15 protein-coding genes are annotated in these 20,365 nt (G+C 69.9%); 4 read left to right on the top strand and 11 right to left on the bottom strand.

Going from position 1 to position 20,365, the window contains the following annotated elements:
- The first annotated feature begins 155 nt into the window (after positions 1 to 155).
- From INT49_RS06915 to INT49_RS06905, 3 genes are all read left to right on the top strand, one after another.
- Positions 156 to 1,526, top strand: a complete 1,371-nt coding sequence (locus INT49_RS06915; RefSeq protein WP_319021540.1) for an MFS transporter — start codon at positions 156 to 158, stop codon at positions 1,524 to 1,526.
- 8 nt (positions 1,527 to 1,534) lie between these two features.
- A complete protein-coding gene (locus tag INT49_RS06910) occupies positions 1,535 to 3,823 on the top strand; it encodes a family 78 glycoside hydrolase catalytic domain (protein WP_193116983.1) in 2,289 nt (762 codons plus the stop codon).
- 210 nt (positions 3,824 to 4,033) lie between these two features.
- Positions 4,034 to 5,332 (top strand): ABC transporter substrate-binding protein, encoded by a 1,299-nt coding sequence (locus INT49_RS06905; protein WP_193116982.1) that lies wholly within the window; start codon positions 4,034 to 4,036, stop codon positions 5,330 to 5,332.
- A 135-nt stretch (positions 5,333 to 5,467) separates the two neighbouring features.
- On the opposite strand, the gene INT49_RS06900 is transcribed toward INT49_RS06905, so the two are convergent.
- The 7 genes from INT49_RS06900 to INT49_RS06870 form a co-directional block, all read right to left on the bottom strand.
- Complete coding sequence (locus INT49_RS06900) at positions 5,468 to 7,285, bottom strand: ABC transporter substrate-binding protein (RefSeq protein ID WP_226849880.1); 1,818 nt, start codon at positions 7,283 to 7,285, stop codon at positions 5,468 to 5,470.
- Positions 7,282 to 7,533 (bottom strand): hypothetical protein, encoded by a 252-nt coding sequence (locus INT49_RS06895; protein ID WP_193116981.1) that lies wholly within the window; start codon positions 7,531 to 7,533, stop codon positions 7,282 to 7,284. Before INT49_RS06895 ends, INT49_RS06900 begins: the two co-directional genes overlap by 4 nt.
- Positions 7,530 to 8,675: an ABC transporter ATP-binding protein gene (locus INT49_RS06890; protein ID WP_193116980.1), complete on the bottom strand. Its 1,146-nt coding sequence runs from the start codon at positions 8,673 to 8,675 to the stop codon at positions 7,530 to 7,532. Before INT49_RS06890 ends, INT49_RS06895 begins: the two co-directional genes overlap by 4 nt.
- Positions 8,668 to 9,780: an ABC transporter ATP-binding protein gene (locus INT49_RS06885; RefSeq protein ID WP_193116979.1), complete on the bottom strand. Its 1,113-nt coding sequence runs from the start codon at positions 9,778 to 9,780 to the stop codon at positions 8,668 to 8,670. The genes INT49_RS06890 and INT49_RS06885 overlap by 8 nt, the downstream gene beginning before the upstream one ends.
- A complete protein-coding gene (locus INT49_RS06880; RefSeq protein ID WP_193116978.1) occupies positions 9,780 to 10,697 on the bottom strand; it encodes an ABC transporter permease in 918 nt (305 codons plus the stop codon). Before INT49_RS06880 ends, INT49_RS06885 begins: the two co-directional genes overlap by 1 nt.
- Complete coding sequence (locus INT49_RS06875) at positions 10,694 to 11,794, bottom strand: ABC transporter permease (RefSeq protein WP_193116977.1); 1,101 nt, start codon at positions 11,792 to 11,794, stop codon at positions 10,694 to 10,696. The genes INT49_RS06880 and INT49_RS06875 overlap by 4 nt, the downstream gene beginning before the upstream one ends.
- 255 nt (positions 11,795 to 12,049) lie before the next feature.
- A complete protein-coding gene (locus INT49_RS06870) occupies positions 12,050 to 14,650 on the bottom strand; it encodes a glycosyl hydrolase (RefSeq protein ID WP_193116976.1) in 2,601 nt (866 codons plus the stop codon).
- Positions 14,651 to 14,801: 151 nt separating this feature from the next.
- Here INT49_RS06870 and INT49_RS06865 point away from each other — a divergent pair, with 151 nt between their 5' ends.
- Positions 14,802 to 15,821, top strand: coding sequence for a hypothetical protein (locus INT49_RS06865; protein WP_193116975.1), 1,020 nt, complete (start codon positions 14,802 to 14,804; stop codon positions 15,819 to 15,821).
- On the opposite strand, the gene INT49_RS06860 is transcribed toward INT49_RS06865, so the two are convergent.
- The 4 genes from INT49_RS06860 to INT49_RS06845 all read right to left on the bottom strand — a co-directional run bounded on the left by INT49_RS06860 (position 15,754) and on the right by INT49_RS06845 (position 20,264).
- On the bottom strand, positions 15,754 to 16,953 hold the full coding sequence (locus tag INT49_RS06860; protein WP_193116974.1) for a Gfo/Idh/MocA family protein: 1,200 nt from the start codon (positions 16,951 to 16,953) through the stop codon (positions 15,754 to 15,756). The two genes, INT49_RS06865 and INT49_RS06860, sit on opposite strands and share 68 nt — an antisense overlap.
- Positions 16,950 to 18,299 carry a Gfo/Idh/MocA family protein gene (locus INT49_RS06855; RefSeq protein ID WP_193116973.1) on the bottom strand — a complete coding sequence of 450 codons (1,350 nt, stop codon included), beginning with the start codon at positions 18,297 to 18,299 and terminating at the stop codon, positions 16,950 to 16,952. Before INT49_RS06855 ends, INT49_RS06860 begins: the two co-directional genes overlap by 4 nt.
- A 125-nt stretch (positions 18,300 to 18,424) precedes the next feature.
- A complete protein-coding gene (locus tag INT49_RS06850) occupies positions 18,425 to 19,333 on the bottom strand; it encodes a carbohydrate ABC transporter permease (RefSeq protein WP_193116972.1) in 909 nt (302 codons plus the stop codon).
- Positions 19,326 to 20,264, bottom strand: a complete 939-nt coding sequence (locus INT49_RS06845; RefSeq protein WP_193116971.1) for a carbohydrate ABC transporter permease — start codon at positions 20,262 to 20,264, stop codon at positions 19,326 to 19,328. Before INT49_RS06845 ends, INT49_RS06850 begins: the two co-directional genes overlap by 8 nt.
- Positions 20,265 to 20,365: the final 101 nt, after the last annotated feature.

Below are 20,365 nucleotides of genomic sequence, written 5' to 3'. Positions count from 1 at the left end.
CCCGGATCCACTGCCCGCAAAGGCTTGTGGGGCTCACCCGGACCTTGCTAACCTCACCGGACGTTGTGTTGAGTCGTTTCAACATCGTGATGCATCAGTGCAGGTCACAGCGTGACCGCGTGACATCGCGCCGCCCAGGTTCGAAGGAGAACAGCGTGCGACCAGACCGACCCGAATCCACTGCACCCAATCCCTGGTGGGTGGCGCTGATCTGCGGGATGGCCTCGTACATCGACGCCGCGGCCATCGTCAGCTCCGGCACCGCCCTGGTGCTCTACCAGCACTCCATCGGGATCACCGCGGGACAGATCGGCATCCTGTCCGCCTCGCTGACCCTGAGCATCGCCGTCGGCGCGCTCACCGGTGGCCGTCTCGGAGATCGCTACGGCCGGCGTCGGGTGTTCCTGTCCACGATGATGATGATCGTCGTGGGGTCGATCCTGCTCGTGCTGGCTCCCGGGTTCGCCGTGCTCATGGCGGGCATGATCCTCGTGGGCCTCGGATCCGGCGCCGACCTGCCCGTCTCCCTCGCCTCGATCTCCGAGGCGGCATCGGACCACAACCGCGGCCGGCTGGTCGGCTTCTCGCAGATCCTCTGGTTCGGCGGGATCATCGGCGCCAACATCTTCGGCATCATCGCCGGCGGCATGGGCCAGCTCGGCGGACAGGTCATGTTTGCCCACGTCGGCATCGTCGCGCTGGTCGTCCTCGTCGCGCGCCTGAGCGTCCCGGAATCGACGACGTGGGCCGACGCCGATCGCGAGCGCTCTTCCGGGACGGCGACGATCCGGGCGTCGAACACAGGGCTCAAGGACGTGCTCGGGAAGAAGGTCTTCCTGGTGCCGTTCCTGGCCCTGATCGGCTTCTACACGTTCACGAACATCGGGGCCAACACCGGCGGCCAGTTCGGCACCTATATCGGGGTGAACGTCGTGGGGATCTCCGTGCAGCAGCAATCCCTGCTGGGCATCGTGATGCTCGGCGTGGGCATGCTCGGCGCGATGGCGTTCATGAAGGTCGTCGACACCCCGCTGAGGATGACCTTCTACGCCATCGGCGCGGTGCTCCTGGCCGGGTCCTATCTCATCCCGGTCGTCTTCGGCTTCACGCTGCTCCCGTGGATCGCCCTGAGCTTCTTCAACGCCATCGGGGGCGCCTTCGCCTTCGAGGCGATCATGAAGATCTGGTCCCAGGAGTCGTTCCCGACGCTGCTGCGCTCGTCGATCCAGGGCTCGGTGATCGGCATCGCGCGGGTCATCGCCGCCGGCGTCGCCCTGATCACCCCGGCCCTGATGACCACGCCGGTGCTCGCCTACCTGCTGATCGCGATCATCGTGGCCGTCGGGCTCGTCTGCGGCTGGGCCGGGTTCCGACGCTCCCGGTTCGACGCCTTCGCAGAGGAAGCGCGCGACGCCTCCTCCCTCTCCACCTTCCGTCCCTCCGCCGCCCATCCCTCCAGCGCTCCGCGCGCCACCGCACTCCCGCCGCTCTCCCCCAGCACCCCGTACGCTCCGACCGAGAGGTGAACCCCTTCATGACCAGCACCAGCACGCCAGCCCCCGCCCCGCTCCAGCTCCTCACCGACGCCCTCGCCATCACCGCAGATCCGACCGACGGCCGCGCCCCGATCCTGTCCACGCAGGTCGCACTCACGCAGCCCGCCTCCGCCATCACCGGCGCCGAGCTGCTGGCCACCGCCCACGGTCTCTACGAGGCCACCCTCAACGGCACCCCGGCCACGGCGTCGGTGCTCAACCCGGGCTGGACGGTCTACGAGTCCCGCCTGCAGGTGCAGCGTTTCGACGTCACCGAGCAGGTCCGCGCCGGCGGCGACTCGCTCGCCCTCTCCGTGCTCCTGGGCCGCGGCTGGTGGAACGGCGACTTCGGCTTCGGGGACGCCGCCTCCAACTACGGGGACGAGAACGCCTTCCTCGCCGCCCTGGTCATCACCTACGCCGACGGCTCCACCCAGCAGGTCCTCACCGATGAGAGCTGGACCGCCACCGATTCTCCGATCACCTTCGCGACGATCTACGACGGCCAGCACGAGGACCGTCGGCTGCCCGTCGGCGATCCCCGCCCGGTGCGCGCCGCCGAGATCGACCGCGCCACGCTCATCGAGCAGGCCTCGCCGCTGATCACGCGCCACGAGACCCGGACGCCGGAGAAGGTCTGGACCTCGCCGTCGGGGAAGACGCTGCTGGACTTCGGGCAGAACCTCGTGGGCTGGCTGCGATTCACGGTCGCCGGTCCCGAGGGCACCGAGATCACGCTGCGCCACGCCGAGGTGCTCGAGCACGAGGAGCTGGGCACCCGCCCGCTGCGCTCGGCGAAGGCCACCGACCACCTGGTGCTGTCCGGGGATCCCGCCGGCGACGCCTTCGAGCCCACCTTCACCTTCCACGGCTTCCGCTACGCGGAGGTCACCGGCTGGCCGGGCGAGCTCACCGCCGACGCCATCGAGGCGGTCGTCGTCCACTCCGAGATCCGCCGCACCGGCTGGTTCGAGTCCTCGCACGACGGGGTGAACCAGCTGATCAGCAACTCGATCTGGAGCCAGCGCGGCAACTTCCTCGCCGTGCCCACCGACTGCCCGCAGCGCGACGAGCGTCTGGGCTGGACCGGCGACATCGCCGCCTTCGCCGCGACCGCCGCCTACCAGTTCGACGTCTCCGACTTCCTCCACAACTGGCTGCTCGACGTGCAGGCCGAGGCGAATCTGCCCCCGCTGCACTTCGTCCCGTTCGTGGTCCCCGACAGCCTCAAGCTCCGCTCGCACGGGAGCGATCCGATCGCCGATCGCCCGGAGGAGACCCCGACCGCCATCTGGGGCGACGCCGCGGTGTGGGTCGCCGAGGCCCTGTGGACCGCCTACGGCGATCTCGAGCGCCTGCGCGCCGAGTACCCGGGGATGGTGCTCCACCTCGAGTCCGTCGAGCGCGCGCTCTCCCCCAGCGGCCTGTGGGACACCGGCTTCCAGTTCGGCGACTGGCTGGATCCCGACGCCCCGCCGGAGGACGCCGCCGCGGCGAAGGCCGACAAGGGCGTGGTCGCGACCGCCTGCCTGGTCCGCTCGGCCCGCTTCGCCGCTGAGACCGCGGGCCTGATCGGCGAGGAGGCCGACGCACAGCGCTGGCAGGACCTCGCCGATCGCACGCTCGCCGCCTTCACCGAGGCGTACGTGCAGGCCGACGGGCGGATCCTGTCGGACTGCGGCACCGTCTACGCGCTCGCGATCGCCTTCGACCTGCTCGACGACGCCACCCGGCCGAAGTCCGCCGAGCGCCTGGCCGAGCTCGTGCGCGAGGCCGGCTATCAGGTCTCCACCGGCTTCGCCGGCACCCCGTTCATCACCTGGGCGCTCTCGGAGACCGGCCACATCGAGGACGCGTACCGCCTGCTGCTCGAGGACTCGAACCCCTCCTGGCTCTACCCCGTCTCGATGGGCGCGACCACGATCTGGGAGCGCTGGGACTCGATGCTGCCGGACGGCTCCATCAACCCCGGCGAGATGACGAGCTTCAACCACTACGCGCTCGGCGCGGTGGCCGACTGGATCTACCAGGTCGTGCTCGGCATCCGCGCCGCCGAGCCGGGCTACCGTCGAATCCTGATCCAGCCCACGCCCGGCCCGGGCATCGACTGGGCGAAGGGTGCCTACGACTCGGCGGTCGGCCGCATCGAGGTGGAATGGTCCGTCCCGGCCGACGGCGGCTTCGCGCTCGCGGCGACGATCCCTGCGGGCGTCGACGCCCTGGTGGTCCTGCCCGACGGGTCGCAGCAGGAGGTCACCGGCACCGGGAAGCAGATCACCCTGGCCTGACGGGGCACAATGCCGCCCCGCCTGACGGGGAACGATGAGGGCGCGACCACCCGTCGGTAAGCGCTTGACCGACGGGGTCGGCGCCGGGGAGACTGTTCTCCTCGGTGCTGGCCCGACGAGACTTCTCACGTGAGCAGCGATGCTCGACCTCGTCGGCCCGCCACCCCGTCGGCCCCGCCCGCCACCGTCTCTCTCCCTGCAGGAGTTCGCATGCTCACTCGTCGCCACGCCCTCACCCTCCTGGCCGCCGCCGGTGCGGCTCCCGCGCTCGCCTCCTGCGGCCCCAACTCGGCCTCCTCCGACGAGGGGCTGCGCGTGTACTGGTGGGGCGGTGACCTGCGCGCGGGCATCACCCAGGAGGTCCTGGACATGTACGCCGCGGACCATGGGGACCTCACGATCAAGCCGGAGTACAGCGAGTGGTCGGGCTACTGGGACAAGCTCGCCACCCAGACCGCGGGCGGCGCCAGCCCGGACGTGATCCAGATGGACGAGGCCTATATCGACTCGTACGGCTCCAAGGGCTCGCTGCTCGACCTCGAGTCCGTCTCGGACTCCCTGGACCTCTCGGCGATGGACGAGGCGATCCTCGAGACCGGCCGGCTCTCCGACGGCACCCTCGTGGGCGCTCCGAACGGCTTCAACCTCTACGCCACCGGCATGAACCCCACCGTGCTCGAGGCCGCCGGGATCGAGCTGCCCGACGACACCACCTGGACCTGGGAGGACTTCCAGGCCCTGTGCCAGGAGCTCTCCGAGTGGGGGAAGTCCTCCGGGGAGGGCGTGTTCGGGACCAGCGGCTTCGGCCTCGGCTCCGGGGACCTGGCCGCCTGGGCGCGACAGACGAACAACGAGCAGCTCTTCCCCCGGGAGGACGAGGAGCCGGTCTCCAAGGACACGATCGTGTCGCTGCTGGAGTACAGCCTCGGGCTCAGCACCTCCGGAGCGGCTCTCGAGTCGGGAGCACAGATCGAGAACTCCTCGGCCAGCCTCGAGCAGAGCCTGTTCGCGACCGGCAAGTGCGCCTTCCAGCAGGTCCCGAGCTCGCAGATCCTCACCTTCCAGGACTCCTCCGGCGATCCCCTGCGGCTGCTGCGCATGCCCGCACGCACCAGCGGCGAGGCGAACATGGTGAACAAGGCGTCGATGTACTGGTCGATCGGGGCCAAGGCCGCCGATTCGGCCGCCGCGGCGGATCTCACGAGCTTCCTGCTCACGGACAAGGGCGCGGCCGAGGTGCTGAAGATCGAGCGCGGCATCCCCGCCTTCCCCGAGATCCAGGAGGCCGTGCGTCCTCTGCTCAGCGAGAACGAGCTGGTCTCGCTGGACTTCGCGCAGATGATGCAGGAGGAGGTCGTGAAGCCGCCCGTGGTCACCCCGGCCAGCGGCGTCGGCTTCGGCGACGAGTACACCCGGCTCGCCGAAGAGGCGCTGTTTCAGAAGCGCTCCGCCTCCGACGTGGCCGACGAGATGCTCGAGATCCTCACCGGCATGCAGCCCGAGAGCTGAGCGTCAGCGACCGGTGCCGGTCATCCCGCCCCGAGCAGACCCGCCGGCCCTCGCCGCTCACCCCTCGCGGGAGAGCACCGCGGAACAGAGAGGCGGGGCGCCGACCGGTCCGGTCGGCGCCCCGCCTCCTGAGGATCAGCTCTCGACGGGGGTGATCTCGCCGCGGAACATCTTCAGCACCACGAAGTTGTCCGCATACGGGGCGTTCTCCAGGATCGGGTCGCCCTCCTCCGGGAAGCCCTGCACCCGCACGCCCTCGAGCGCGGGGTTGTTCCCGTAGCGCTCGAAGATCGGGATGATCGGCAGCAGCTCGTTGAACGCCAGCGCCGCGACGGACACGTTCTTCTTCTGCTCCTCGATGTCGAGACCCTCGCCGGATTCGGCGACGATCTTCTCGAGGTCGACCGTGCCCGCGGAGGTCTTCACGTCCTGCAGCGGGAAGCCGTAGCCCTTGCCGCCCTGGTTCTTCGCGATCGGGATGTTGTGCACGAACAGGTCCTGCACGAAGGAGAAGTGCGGGTGCGGATGGGTGGACGAGCCCCAGGCCTGCATCGCCATCTCGAAGTCGCCCTTGTCGATGTCGATCGGGGCCTGCTTGTCGTCCAGGCCGCGAGCGGTCACCGCGATGCCGAAGGCTGCGAACTGCTCGGCGATGTTCTTGCCGGCGGCCGACCAGTCGGCGTAGGTCTGCGGGAACTGGATCTCGTACTCCGCAGCCTTCCCCTCGGGGGTCTTCCAGGCGTCGCCGCCCTTCGTCCAGCCTGCCTCCTCGAGGAGCGAGGTGGCCTTGTCGAGGTCCAGGTCGTACTTCTCGATCTTGCCCTTGACGTCGTCGGTCAGCCATTCCTCGACGAAGTTGTCGGAGAAGCCGACCATGTTGACCACAGCCTTCCCGGACTCCGCGAGGGCGATCTGGCCGACCGTGGCGCGGTCGATCAGGTAGGCGAAGGCCTTTCGGGTGCGCACATCGGCGAACTCCGGGAATCGGTCCTGGTTGAGGTACAGGGCGGGACCCGAGTACACCGGCGGTCGCAGGATCGTGTAGCCGGCGGACTCGAAGGGCTTCTCCGAGGCCGGGGCGAAGCCGTGGGTCGCGTAGTCGACGTCCCCGGACTGCACGAGCGAGGTGATCTCGGTCGTCTCGCCGTTGTACATGACGAGGTTGTCGAAGGTGACCTTGTCGGCCCCGTACCCGGTCTTGTTGCGCACCAGCGTGAGCTGCGTGTTGGTGATCGTGTCGTAGTCGAAGTCGTACGGACCGGACACGACCACGTTCTCGGGCTTGAAGGTCTGGAAGTCGGTGCCCAGCTTCTCGCCGTCGCCCTCGTCCATCGTGCCGCCGGCTTCGATGATCGCCTTCGCACGATCGGCGAACTCGCCGTACTGCGCGGTGGAGAGGATGTTGCTCTTGAGCACGTAGCGTTCGAGCACGGCCGGCGGGTTCTCGAAGTTCACCACCACGGTGGTGTCGTCCGGGGCCTCCAGACCGGTGATGAAGTCCCACGAGGCTGCGCGCTGGATGAACTGCAGGTAGAACGTGGTCAGGAAGTCCTGGGAGGTCAGGGCGGACCCGTCGCTCCAGGTGAGATCAGGCTTGATCGTCAGGGTGAGGGTGCCCCCGGCGGCATCGAGCTCGTGGGACTCCGCGATGAGGTACTCCCACTTCTTGTCCGCCCACAGCCACAGGGCCGACGGCGGCACCAGCAGGTCGCGGTACGGGCCGTCGCCGAGGATCACGGTCGGCACGCCGGCATAGGGCTGCGCGGCGAAGTTGAAGTGACCCTCCGGCGGTGCCATGTAGGGCCAGGCGCCGTGGAAAGCGGTGGCGCCGCCGCCGCCCGCGCCCCCGCCGCCCTCGGGCTCGGCAGGGGCGCAGGCGACCATGCCCGCGCCGACCGCCGTGGTCAGTCCGACCGTCTTGAGGAGGTCGCGTCGACTCCAGGTCATGCTCATGGGTTCTCCTTGGTTGTGACGACAACGTCGTCGTTGAGGTCGGACATCGCGTCGTCGCGATGCCGTCGTCGGTCGGTGAGGAGTCGTGCGGCCACGGAGCCCACGACGATGCCGAGGCCGAGCACGAGTGCGAGAAGGCTGACGACCCTCTCACCGGTGCCCGGAGCGGTCAGAGGGATCATGAGGGCCGAGCCGACCCCCACGAAGCAGCCGAGGGAGAGCAGCGCCCGTGTCGCGGTGTCGATCACGGGGCCCCGCCTCCTCCGGTCGCGCTCCCCGCAGCCGGTCCCGCGGCGCTCCCGGCAGCACTCCCCGCCGCACCGCTCGCGGCGCTGCCGGCCGAGGCATCAGGCCGGGGGTTCGTCACCACCATGCACGCGACGTCCTGGACCGCACCGCCGGGGACGGGCTCGAGCACCGGGACGTTCTCCCGGCAGCGGTCCTGCGCGAGCGGGCAGCGCGGGTGGAAGGTGCACCCGCTGGGAAGGTCGGACAGGCTCGGGATCTCCGCACTGACCAGGCCCCCACCGGACTTCTTCTGCGCCGCCAGCTCCGGATCGGGCTCCGGGACCGCCTCGAGCAGCGCCTTGGTGTACGGATGCTGGGGATTGTTGATGACCTGCTGGGTGGGGCCCACCTCGACGATCTTGCCCAGGTACATCACGGCCGTGCGGCCCTCCCACGCGAAGTACTTCGCGAGCGCCAGGTCGTGGGTGATGTAGATGAAGCCGACGCCGTCCTCCGTGCGGAGCTTCGTGAGCATGTTCAACAGGCTCACGCGGATCGACACGTCGAGCATCGAGGTCGACTCGTCGGCGATCAGCAGCCGCGGCGAGAGGGTCAGCCCGCGGGCTACGGCCACGCGCTGGCGCTGCCCGCCGGACATCTGGTGCGGGAACTTCGCGCTGTAGCTGCCGGGCGGGGTGAGGTCCACGGTGGTCAGCAGCTCATCCACCCGCTCGTCGACCTCGGCGGTGGTACGGGCCAGGCCGTGACGCTTCAGGGGGATCGCCAGCGTGCTGTGCACAGAACGGATCGGGTTCAGCGAGGCGTAGGGATCCTGGTGGATGTACTGCACGGCGCGCCGGTACTCGCGGCGCTCCGCACGGGTCATCTCCGCGAGGTCCTTCCCCTCGTACCGGACCGTCCCGGAGGTCGGGGAGGCCAGACCTGCCGCGAGCCGCGCCGTAGTCGTCTTCCCGCTGCCGGACTCGCCGACCAGGCACAGCACCTCGCCCGGACCGACGCTCAGGGAGACATCGGAGACGGCGGGCAGGTCCTTGCCCTTGACGTGGAACACCTGCGAGGCATCGTCGAGCTCGATGAGTGGAACGGCCTGCTGGGCCGACGCGGGATGCTGGGCCGAGGAATCGGGGGTGGTCTCAGGCACGCGCGATCACCTTCCGTTCGTGATGGACCTGGTCGTGGTGGATGCAGGCCGCGGCGTGGGTCATGTCCTGCGGGCGCTGGGTGAGGGTGATCAGCTCGGGCTCCGCGGCCCGGCACTCATCGGTCGCGAGCTCGCACCGCGGGGCGAAGGCGCAGCCAGGAGGCAGGGTCGCGAGGGACGGCGGGGCACCGGGGATGGAGGCCAGCTCCGGCAGATCACCGGTCACGGGCGGCACCGCGTTGATCAGCTTGGACGTGTACGGGTGCTTGGGCGCGGTGAAGATGTCCTGCGTAGAGCCGGTCTCGATGACCTTCCCCGCGTACATCGTCACCACCCGGTCGGCGAGCTCGGCGGCGAGCGCGAGGTCGTGCGAGATGAAGATCATCGCGAACTTGAACTCCTCGCGCAGCTCCGCGAGCAGGTCGATCACGGTGCGCTGGGTGAGGATGTCCAGCGCCGTGGTCGGCTCGTCCAGCACCAGCAGGCGCGGGTGCAGGAGCAGCCCGGTGGCGATCAGCGCGCGCTGCTTCATGCCGCCGGAGAGCTCGTGCGGGTAGCTGCCCAGCACGCGTCGGGGTTCGAGCCGCACGGAGCGGAGGGCCTCGGCAGATCGCTCGAGGATCTCCCGTCGGCCGATCCGCCCGGGGGCGTGGTCCCTGAGCGTGTCCGCCATCTGCTGGCCGATGGTGAGCACCGGGTTGAAGGCGTTCTGCGCGCCCTGGAACACCATGGCCGCCTCGGACCAGCGCCACTTCCGCAGCTGCGCGGCGCTCATCGCGGTGACATCCCGCTGCCGGCCGTCCTCGCCGGTGAACCGGACGGATCCGCTGGTGATCTCGCCCAGGGTGGGCAGCAGGCGCAGCAGGGCGAGGCCGAGCGTGGTCTTCCCGGAGCCGGATTCGCCCACCAGGGCGAGGGAGCTCTCGGGGTACAGGTCGAAGCTGACCCCACGCAGGGCCCGCACCCGGGTGTTCTTGCCGGTGCGGTAGGCGACCTCGAGGTCGCGCACCGCGAGCACGGGCTCCGGTGCCCCGGCCGCAGGCACGGAGGTCCGGGAGCCGGCGGGCTGGGTTGCGTCGGACGGGGGCAACGTGGAGGCGTTCATCAGCGGTCCCTCAGTCGGGGGTTCAGGATCTCTTCGAGGGTGCGGGTCAGGAGGATCAGGCCCAGCTGGAGCAGCACGATCATCGTGACCGGGGCGATGATGTACGGCATCGCGTCGGGGTTGAACATCGCACCCTTGGTCCACGCGTCGTTGATCATGATTCCCCAGTTGCTGCCCTTCTGCGGGGCCAGGCCCAGCAGGTAGAGGCCCACCATCGCGTAGATCGCGTTCGTGACCGCGATGATGAAGTTGATCAGGATGTAGCTGGCCATGTTGGGGACGATCTCCCCGAACACGATGCGCACCCAGCCCACGTCGAGCAGCTGTGCCGCCTCGACGAACTCGCGCTCCTTGAGCGAGAGCACCTGGGCGCGGATCGAGCGCATCAGCACCGGCCAGCTCAGGATGCCGATGATCACGGCGAGCAGCACGGGCGAGTCGAGCTTGTAGAAGGCGCCGACCACGGCCAGCAGCACGATCTGCGGGACGGTCATGACGATGTCCGTCACCTGGAGCATCAGCGCGTCGAAGCGCCCGCCGAAGTACCCGGCCAGCGAGCCGACCGCCACGGCGATCACCGTGGTGATGGTGGCGGCGAGGAAGCCGACCATCAGCACGGTGGTGCCGCCTGTGACCAGCAGGTGGAGGGTGTCCTTGCCGCTGCCCTCGAGGCCGAGCCAGTGCTCGCCGCTGGGGGCCTCCCAGGCGCGGGCCGGGTCGCCGGGGACATGGGACCCCATGAGCAGCGGCCCCACCAGGGAGATCAGCAGGATGACCACGACCAGGCACAGCCCGATGAAACCCGATGTGCTGCGCGTGAGCTCGTTCAGGAGTCGGCGCAGCGGGCTGACCCCGGCGGCCTTCGCGGGGACGGGGGCCCCGGGCTCGGTGGTGACCGGTGGCGACGTGGCGGTCATGCCGCACCTCCTTCGCCGAGGCGGATACGCGGGTCGAGGGCGGCGTTGACGAGGTCGGCCGCGAGGTTCGCGAGCACGACCGTGATCGTCACGACCAGCAGCACGCCCTGGATGGTCGGGTAGTCACGGGTGTTGATCGACTCGAACAGCAGCAGCCCGACGCCCTCGTAGGAGAAGGTCTGCTCGACGAAGATCGCGCCGCCCACGATGAAGCCCGCCTGGGTCGCGATCTGCGCGATCAGCGGCAGCAGGGCGTTGCGGCCGACGTAGTTGGTCTGGATGCGGGACTCCTTCAGACCGCGCGCCTTCGCGACGGTCACGTAGTCCTCGCCCAGCACCTGGGTGGTCGAGGCCTTCATGATCAGCGCCCAGGTCCCCACGGTGGTGAGGATGTAGGTGATCATCGGCAGCGTCGCGTGGTAGCCGATGTCGGAGAGGAACCGGAAGGAGAGCTCCGGGTCCACGCCCGGGGAGACGTTGCCGCGCATCCGCGTGTAGTCGATGACGCCGAGCTGGACCGCGCCCACGACCACGATGAGGATCGCCAGCAGGTAGTTCGGGATCGCGTGGAACCCGCTGCCGATGATGGAGACCGCGTGGTCGATGATGCCGCCGCGGCGGTACGCCATGATCATGCCCAGGACCAGGCCGATCGTGATCGAGATCAGCAGGGCCAGGCCCACGCTGTAGAGCGTCCACGGGAGGTACTGGGCGATCTTCTCGGTGACCGTGACTCCGGGGGTCGCTATCGAGGTGCCCATGTCGCCGTGCAGCAGACCGGCCAGGTAGTCGAGGTACTGCCGCCAGATCGGGGTCGAGGGGTCGAAGCGGAAGTAGTTCTGCGCCTCGGCCGCGGCCTGCTCGTAGCTCTTCCCGTACAGGCCGATCTGCTGGTTGATGTAGACGTCCACGGGGTTGCCCGGGAGCAGGCGCACCATGAGGAACACCCCGGAGGCGACCACCCAGATCACGAAGATCGACCGCAGCAGCCTGCGGAGCACGAACGAGTGATAGATCCGGTGCCCCAGCGGTGCTTTGGGACGAGCCGCGGGACGGAGCCCCGGCGGGGCCCCGTGCGTCGATACGTCAGCGGTCATTGCTCTCCTCGGTCAAGCGACTGTGCTCGATGCGAAACTCTAACCACATTGTGACTGCCCCCATAGAGGGACACGGTCACAATCTGGTATTTCTGCAGGGGGCATTCATAATTCCGCCGCTCAGCCCCTCCGGGGCTCGACACAGCGGCCGCCCGTCCGGCTTCTCAGCCCGGCAGAACCGTCGGCCTGGTCAACTCGTCTGGTCAGCTCGCCTGGTCAGCTCGCCTGGTCAGCTCGCCTGGTCAGCTCGCCTGGTCAGTCAGCCGAGGCGAACCCCGCGGGCAGGCGGTGCAGCACCGGAACCGCATGCAGCCCCGGGTCCACCTGGTCCAGCGCGAGGTCGAGATCCTGCTGGTCGAACCGCCGGCCGTACTCGCGGCGGCTCTCGGCGACGATCCCCGCTGCCTGCGGATCGGCGGCTACGCACGGAGCGGCTGTGCCGTGTACCTCCAGCCGCAGCGTGTTCTCCCCGGCGCGCAGGGCCCCGGTGAGGTCGAGCCGGTGCGGGGCATCCCAGATGACCCCGACCTCCTTCCCGCCGACGGAGATCACCGCGATCTCGCGCACGGGCGGTGCCAGGAGCACGCGATAGCTCGCCGCCTGCCGGGTCGAGTTCTCCTGGATCCGGCTCGGGCCGAGGTCGAGCACCAGTCGGGAGCCATCGCCGCACCAGTCGGGATCCACGCTCACCGTGGTCTCGTACGTCCCGGACACGACGGGCTGTTCGGTTCCCCAGTGGTGCGGGAGCCGGACCTCGACGGTCCCCTCCCTCGACCCCTCACCCAGGCCCGCTCCCCGGCCGAGCCCGGGCGTGAACCTCCAGGGACCGTCGAGGCGGAGAGCATCCGGGCGAGCGCTCTCGTGCTCCGGATCCGGCACCACCATCTCGGAGGCGACTGCTGCAGACACCACTCCCCCGGAGGCCACGAGCACGGTCGCCTCGTAGGGATGCAGCGTCACCGTGGCCACGTCGCCCTGGTGCGTCGTGGGCCCAGCCCCGGGATCCCTGGGATCCCACTGCTCGCAGCTGGCCCGTCGGGTGCGCGGGGTCAGGCCGACCGTGCGCACCTTCGGTCCGGTGTTGGCCACGAAGTAGACGTCCCCATCGGCCAGCCGCCGATGGACGACGCCGATCTCCCCTCCGTCGCCCTCCAGGGCCACGTCGGGTGCCAGGCTCCTCGCGAGCACCTCGGGGAGGCTCGCCGCGTCGGCCGCTATCCCCTCGGGGTAGGCGGGCGAGTCGACGGCGATGACGGTGCCCCCGGACTCGCGGACGGCGTCGAGCCACGCGCGTGCGGGCTGCGGGAGCCGCGTGACGCGCGGCAGCACGACGACAGGGGCGCTGCGCGCCTCGAGCACGTCGAGTGCCTGGTCGTCGACCAGATCGAGGTCGTAGCCGGCACGTCGGATCGCGGCCGGGATCTCCGGTCCGATGTGGTCGCGGCAGGCTCGCCAGAGGTCGAAGCCCTCGCCGTGGGCGGCGTACAGCTCGCTCGCGGGCAGGTAGACCTTCACGTCGGCCACCGGCTCCCCCTGCCGCAGGAGCCAGGAGAGGCGGGTCAGGTAGCGGGTCAGCTCGGGCATCGCGGGCCACCAGGGGTTGCGGTCGTCCAGCGCCCCGGCGGCGTAGAACATCCAACCCATCCCGGGCGCCTCGGGCGGGGAGTACGGCCAGCCGTGGCCCACGAACTGGTTGATTCCCAGCAGGAGGTGCTCATGGGCCTCGCCCTTGAGATCCAGGGGTGTCGCGCGGAACGAGGGGGAATGCACCCAGGTCCAGATCTCGCTGGAGACCACGCCGTGACCATGCAGATGCGCGGCCGAGGACGCCCAGCGGGACTGCGGCAGGCCGGTCCATCCCCAGCCCTCGCCCTCGGGAAGATCGACGTAGCGGTACGAGCTGAGCGTCACGGGCGGCTCGCCGTAGGCCTGGATCCGCAGCGGCAGCCCGTGACCGCGCGCCCAGTCCAGGCACACGGCCAGGAAGTTCTCCTCGACGAGCTCGGTCAGGGTGAGCCCCATGTCGATCCGGAACTCGGCGGAGCCCGGTTCGTCGATCTGCAGACGGTGCAGCAGCGGGAGCGGGTCGTAGCCGCGGCGGCGCGTGAACTCCTCGGGGAGCCGCGGGGTCCAGCCCGCCTGGTACACCTCAAGGCTGTCGCAGAACACGGAGCCGAGCAGCTCGGCAGGGACCGCCGCGAGCAGCGCCTCTCCCACCACGGCCAGATGGTGCCGGGTGGCGTCGGCCGACAGATGATCCAGCACCGGTCCCTCGGCGCCGGCGGCGGAGCGTTTGACCTGCTGGCCGGTGACCTGCGACCAGGCCAGCAGCACGGTGCGAGGGCCCCTGCCCGCGGGGACCCGCAGCACGCCGTCGGCTAGCGGCAGCGGCTCCCACGACTCCGGTGGGACGCCGTCACCGAGGAACGCGGCCACCAGCTCGTCCCCCGGCCAGGGCGTGACCAGCGGGACGTCGAACGGGGCGGGCGAGATGTCCCGGCGCTCCCAGCGCAGGGACCGGGAGGCATGCTCGGGGCCGATGTGCGGACCGCCGTAGGACCAGCCGCTGCCCAGGGTCACGTCCAGTCGGAGCCCCAGGTCGCGGGCGGTCTCGGCCGCGTGGCGCAGGTGGCTGAGAGCGGCCTCGGAGAGGTAGGTGTCCGACCCCTCGCGCAGCGGGTAGACGACGCTGACCTCCGCCCCGCCCAGGCCTGCATCGGCCATCGCGCACAGCTCCCGATCGATCTCCGCCGCCTCGACGTCGGGGCCGAACCACCACCAGCGCATCATGGGGCGCGCCGCCGGATCAGGGGCCACGAACCCCGCCCTAACCTCGTCGACTGTCTCTCCGGTCATCGGGGTCCTCCAGGGTGGGATGGTGCTGGGTGGGAGCGCGCGGGATGAGGGCATGCCCGGTCGCCGCCTATAGTCACGGCAGGAACCGCATCGGCGCGACCGGGCTCGCGCGGGCCAGGGTCCGCGCGGACGACGACACCAGGAGGTCACCGTGAGCCCCGACCCACAACCGTTCGACGACACCGCAGGTGCCCCTCGGGATCACCCCGCCGGCCCGCAGGTGGGCGCCGGGCCCGCACGGGCCGGTTCGAGCTTCGCCGCCAGGCTCCTCACGACCCTGTACGCGCTGGCCATCACGCCGCTCGCGACGGGCCTGCTCGCCTACGGCGGCTCCGGATGGCTGCGGATCTACTCCACCCGCGGGTACCTCGGCGACTCGACGACGGATCTGCTGCTCGGGCCGGCGGGGCTGCAGATCCTCGGCGGCGCGGGCCTGGGGATCCTGCTGCTCGCGAGCGTCGTGGCGACGGGCATCGTGAGCTCCGCCGGTCTGCTCGTGGCCGGGGCGCTGGGCCTGCTCAGCCTGGTGCTCTCCGCCGTACCCAGCCTGTTGATCGCGGTCTACCAGGGTCTGCCCTCGTTCGTCCCCCTGGAGTCCGTCGACGGCTTCGCCTACGGGCTCCCGCTGGTGCTCCATACCCTCATGGGCGGCCTCGGGGCTGCTCTCGTGATCACCCGTCGCCGACCGGACCCGCACCTGGCCGCCTCCCTCGTCGGCCTGCTCGTCGTCCCCGCCCTCCTGCTCCTGGGCGCGAGCCTGCAGCTCGGCGGGATCGGGAACGGCGTGCTCCGCGCCATGCGGACCTTCGACACCCGGATCTCGGTCGTGACCATCGCGCTGATCGCCGGCGGCTGTCTGCTGCTGTGGCTGGGAGCGGCTGCATCCCGCTGGTCGCCGTACGCCCTGCTGGTCCCCGCTCTCGTGCTCCTCGCGGCGGTCGTGCCGTTCCTCGTCCCCGCTGCGCCGCTGCCGCCGGGGATCTGGTCCAGTCCCACAGCGGCGAGCGCGGCCTCGTTCCTGCTCATCGGTGGCGGGGTCGCCGCAGCAGTGATCCTGCTGGTCCAGACGGCGGTCCAAGCCGTGGTGCGGCGACGGGCGCGGCTCAGCGGGTCGGCGGCGTCCAGACATGCACGGCGTCCTCCCGCGCCCAGAGCGCCCCGAGCTCGCTGAAGGGACGTCCCTCGGTGAGCGCGGCGTGCAGCGTCTGCTCGATGTCCTCGACCACCGGGTGCGCGGCATCGCCCTCGCCCTGCCAGTCGACCGAGTCGGCGGCGATCGGAGTGGGATCCGGGGCGGACTGGATCGCTTCGAGCACAGCGCTGAACGCACCGGTCGAGCTGAGCGGCGAGATCAGCTCGACGCTGCGCTCGCGGACGTGCGCGATGAGGTTCTCCAGCAGGTCGAGGCGCTGGTGGGAGAGCTCCTCGCCAGGGGTGCGCACGGAGGTGTCATCGGTGTACCGCAGCCGATGGCTGCCCTCGGTCCCGACGATCTCGACCCACGGCGCGCTCTGGCCGGGAGCCGTGGTGGTCAGGGCGCAGAGCACCGAGGGGCCGTCTCCCGTGGGGTCGATGCGCAGGAAGGTCGTGTCGTCGGCCTCGATGTCGTGGGCCCGGCGCAGCTCGGTCGTCACCCGCGCGATGTCGGAGACCTCCTGGATCCCCGCGATGACCAGGGCCGCGTGCACGGCGTGGGCGAGCGGGTTCGTCGCGACCCCGTCGGCCACCCGTCGGCCGTTCAGGCGGCGCCTGCCGGCCCAGGCCGAGCGGTTGTAGTACGCGCGATCGCGCTGCCAGGCCCCGTACGCCCGCACGGTGTCCACGTGCCCGAGGGCGCCGGTCGCGACCTCCTCGCGCAGCACGTCCACGCCCGCGCCGCCGCGGGCCTGGAAGCCCACCTGCACGGAGCGCCCGGCCGAGTCCGCCGCGGCGAGAAGGGCCCAGTGGTCCTCGAGCGCGGGCGCCGGGGGCTTCTCCAGATAGACGTCCAGCCCGACGGCGAGCGCCTCGGTCGCGAACGGCACGTGGGTGTCGATCGGGGTGGCGATGATGGCGATCTCGGGCTGGTCCTCCGCGCTCACGGCGTCCAGCAGCTCGGCGAGGGAGCGGTGGTGGATCGCGCGCAGCTCCTCGGGCGGCTCGGCCACATCGACGACGCCCACCAGGCGGGCGGTCCCTGCCGCCTCGAGCCGGGCGAGGGCGCGCAGGTGCACGGCGCCGAAGCCGCGGGTGCCGATCAGCGCGATCCGGGCCGGGTCGGAAGGAGCTGCGGGGCTCGTGGGACCTGTGGGGCTCGTGGTCATCGGGCGGCCTCCACCGCATCGTCGCGGGTGAGGTCCAGGCCCAGGAACTCCGTGACGCCGACGGGCAGCCCGGTGGCGAGGGACTCGTTGCCGCAGATGCCCACGCTGATCGCGCGCAGCCCGTCGCGGTGATCGGAGGGTCGTCCCAGCTCATCCTGCGTGGGCCCCACGAAGACATCGCGAAGCAGCAGGGCGTCGCCGCCGCCGTGGCCGCCCACGCCCTCGGGGATCTCGACCCGGCGGGCGGGCTCGAAGTGCTTCTGCACCACGAGGCGCTCCCCGCGCTCGCGCACCCCGGCGTCGGGCGCGGTGACGGCGACGGCGCTGGGGTCGACGTGGGCGTGGCCGTCCTCGTCCTGCGCGATCACCTCCGCGCGCTCGATCACCTCGAGCTCGGCGCGGCCGGCGGTGCCGTTGATCGCCACCCGGTAGCCCTCCCACGGGCTGTGGGCGTTCAGGGCGTAGGTGAGCACGGGCCCGCCGGCATAGTCGACGATCGCGGTGAGGTTGTCCTCGGTGGTGATGCCGGCGTCGAACACGGAGCGGTCGCGCTGGTAGCCGTCGTGCTGCTCAGCCTGCAGGTAGAGCGCCTCGAGGCGTTCGTCGGAGCGCAGGTCCAGCTCGAAGGGATCGTGCGCGCCGTCATGGGTGCCGCGCTCGGGCAGGGGTGCCCGGCCGCGGGCGACGGCGTTGTCCTGCCCGTAGAAGCGCAGGCCGCCGCGGGCGTAGACCCGTGCCGGGGTATCGGCGATCCACCAGTTCACGAGGTCGAAGTGGTGCGCGGCCTTGTGGATGAACAGCCCGCCGCTGTTGGTCTTGTCGCGGTGCCAGCGTCGGAAGTAGTCCGCGCCGTGCTGGGTGTCCAGCACCCACTCGAAGCTCACCGAGACCACGTCGCCGATCTCCCCGGAGGCGATGACCTGCTTGAGCGCGGTGTTGCGGGGGCTGTAGCGGTAGTTGAAGGTCACCACCACGCTGCCCCCGGTGCGGTCGATGGCGTCCTGGATGGCGCGGGCCGACGGGGCGTCGATGGTCAGGGGCTTCTCGACGATGACGTCGGCCCCCGCCTCGAGCGCGCGCACCACGTGCTCGGCGTGCAGACGATCCACGCTGGTGACGATCACGCGGTCCACCTGCTGCTCGCGGATGATGTCCTCGAGCTGCTCGGGTCCGGCGAGGACCACGTCGGCGAAGGCCGGGATGCGGTCGCGGTGGAACTCGCGGCGGGCCGGGTTCACATCCAGCAGCGCCACCAGCTCGGCGACGTCGGCGTGGGGGCCGGCGATCGCGTCGAGGTACATCTGAGCACGGTGACCGGAACCGATCAGGGCATAGCGGGTGGGCATGACTCTCCTGGCTGGGGGTGGTCGAGCGGGTGGGGCGGGGTGCGGGAGCCGGGCGGCCGACGGGGTCGGAACCCCGTCGGCCCACCCGGTGGCTGCTCGGTGGTGGCTCTGCGACTGCTCGGCGACTACTTGATGCCGGTGGTCGCGAAGCCCTTGACGAGGAATCGCTGACCGAACAGGAACACGAGGAACAGCGGGATCAGGGAGACGACCGACATGGCGAACATGGCGCCCCAGTCGGAGGAGCCCTGGGTGTCCAGGAACGACTTCAGCGCCAGCGGCACCGTGAAGTTGTCCGGGGTTGTGAGGTAGATGAGGGAGCCGAAGAAGTCGTTCCACATCCACATGAAGGTGAAGATCGTCGTCGTCGCCAACGCCGGCAGCATGAGCGGCAGGATCACTTGGAAGAAGGTGCGGAAGTGTCCGGCGCCGTCGATGCGGGCCGCCTCGTCGAGCTCCCGGGGGATGCCGCGGATGAACTGGACCATGAGGAACACGAAGAAGGCGTCCGTGGCCAGGAACTTCGGCAGGATCAGCGGGAGCATCGTGTTCACCCAGCCGGTCTGGCTGAACATGATGTACTGCGGCACGATCACCACGTGGATCGGCAGCATCAGCGTCATGAGCATGACCGCGAAGGCGATGTTGCGGCCCCAGAACTTCAGCCGCGCGAACGCGTAGGCCGTCAGCGAGCAGGCGATGAGGTTGCCGATCACGCAGCCCAGCACCAGCAGCGTCGAGTTCATCAGGTAGTGCGAGAACGGCTGCGCGAGGGATTCCCAGCCGCGTGCGTAGTTCGAGAAGTCCAGGCTGATCGGGAAGATGCTGGGGTTGCGGAAGATCTCGTCATTGGGTCGCAGCGAGGAGACCACCATCCACAGCAGCGGATAGATCATCACGATCGACGCGATGATCATGATCGCGTGGCGCACGCCGCGGCGCACCAGGTGGTTCCGTCGGGGGCGGCGCGTCGGTGCCGCGGCGTCGGTGCCCGGGGCCTCGGCGGAGGTCGGTCGGCTCTGCAGATCAGTCATCGTAGAACACCCAGAACTTGGAGACGAAGAAGTTGATGGCGGTGAAGATCGCGACGATGATCAGCAGCAGCCACGCCATCGCGGAGGCATAGCCCATGTCGAACTGGGTGAAGCCCTTCTGGTAGAGGTACAGCGTGTAGAACATCGTGGAGTCCGACGGTCCGCCCGTGCCGCCCGAGACCACGAACGCCTGCGTGAACGACTGGAACGCGTTGATGACCTGCAGCACCACGTTGAAGAAGATGATCGGCGTGAGCAGCGGGATCGTGATCTTGAAGAACTGCGCGACCTTCGAGGCGCCGTCCACGGACGCCGCCTCGTAGTACATCTCGGGGATCTGGCGCAGGCCCGCGAGGAAGATGATCATCGGCGAGCCGAAGGTCCACACGTGCAGGAGGATGATCGTGCCCAGCGCAGTGTCGGGGTTCGAGACCCAGCCCGGCAGGTCCGTGAGACCGAACATCCCGGCGACCTGGTTGATCAGGCCGTTGGCGCCGAACATCTGGCGCCACAGGATGGCGATGGCCACCGAGCCGCCCAGCAGCGAGGGCAGGTAGAAGATCGAGCGGTAGAACGCCAGGCCCTTGATGCCCTGGTTCAGCACCACCGCGAGCAGCAGCGCCATGACCAGCTGCAGCGGGGTCCCCACGAACACATAGATGAAGGTGACCACCAGCGAGTTGTGCAGGCGGGTGTCGCCGATCATCTCCTTGATGTTCGCCAGGCCGACGAACTCCGGCGGAGCCAGCAGGCTGTAGTCGGTGAACGCGAGCACGAACGACGCGACCATCGGGATCAGCGTGATGCCCAGCAGCCCCACCAGCCAGGGCAGCATGAACACCAGCGCCGGTTTGTTGTCGGGATGCTTCTCCTTCGCACCCCCCTTCTTGCGGTTGGACACCATCTGTGTCAGTTCGCCGACTGCACTCATCGGTCCCTTCCCTTCATCGTTCCGCCGGAGGTCCCTGCCGGGAGAGGACTGCTCCCCTCCCGGCAGGGCGCTGCGGCACGGGTTGTCCCAGCGTCGGTCGA

This window comes from Brachybacterium tyrofermentans (genome assembly GCF_014897585.1).
Lineage (GTDB): Bacteria > Actinomycetota > Actinomycetes > Actinomycetales > Dermabacteraceae > Brachybacterium > Brachybacterium tyrofermentans.
The sequence above is the reverse complement of the archived record's forward strand: the minus strand, read 5'-3'. Positions and strand labels throughout refer to the sequence as shown.

Excerpts from the sequence above, each read along its gene's own strand:
- INT49_RS06910 (WP_193116983.1), top strand. The coding sequence starts at position 1,535 with ATGACCAGCACCAGCACGCCAGCCCCCGCCCCGCTCCAGCTCCTCACC.
- INT49_RS06905 (WP_193116982.1), top strand. The coding sequence starts at position 4,034 with ATGCTCACTCGTCGCCACGCCCTCACCCTCCTGGCCGCCGCCGGTGCG.
- INT49_RS06900 (WP_226849880.1), bottom strand. The coding sequence starts at position 7,285 with ATGAGCATGACCTGGAGTCGACGCGACCTCCTCAAGACGGTCGGACTG.
- INT49_RS06885 (WP_193116979.1), bottom strand. The coding sequence starts at position 9,780 with ATGAACGCCTCCACGTTGCCCCCGTCCGACGCAACCCAGCCCGCCGGC.
- INT49_RS06880 (WP_193116978.1), bottom strand. The coding sequence starts at position 10,697 with ATGACCGCCACGTCGCCACCGGTCACCACCGAGCCCGGGGCCCCCGTC.
- INT49_RS06875 (WP_193116977.1), bottom strand. The coding sequence starts at position 11,794 with ATGACCGCTGACGTATCGACGCACGGGGCCCCGCCGGGGCTCCGTCCC.
- INT49_RS06870 (WP_193116976.1), bottom strand. The coding sequence starts at position 14,650 with ATGACCGGAGAGACAGTCGACGAGGTTAGGGCGGGGTTCGTGGCCCCT.
- INT49_RS06860 (WP_193116974.1), bottom strand. The coding sequence starts at position 16,953 with ATGACCACGAGCCCCACAGGTCCCACGAGCCCCGCAGCTCCTTCCGAC.
- INT49_RS06855 (WP_193116973.1), bottom strand. The coding sequence starts at position 18,299 with ATGCCCACCCGCTATGCCCTGATCGGTTCCGGTCACCGTGCTCAGATG.
- INT49_RS06850 (WP_193116972.1), bottom strand. The coding sequence starts at position 19,333 with ATGACTGATCTGCAGAGCCGACCGACCTCCGCCGAGGCCCCGGGCACC.
- INT49_RS06845 (WP_193116971.1), bottom strand. The coding sequence starts at position 20,264 with ATGAGTGCAGTCGGCGAACTGACACAGATGGTGTCCAACCGCAAGAAG.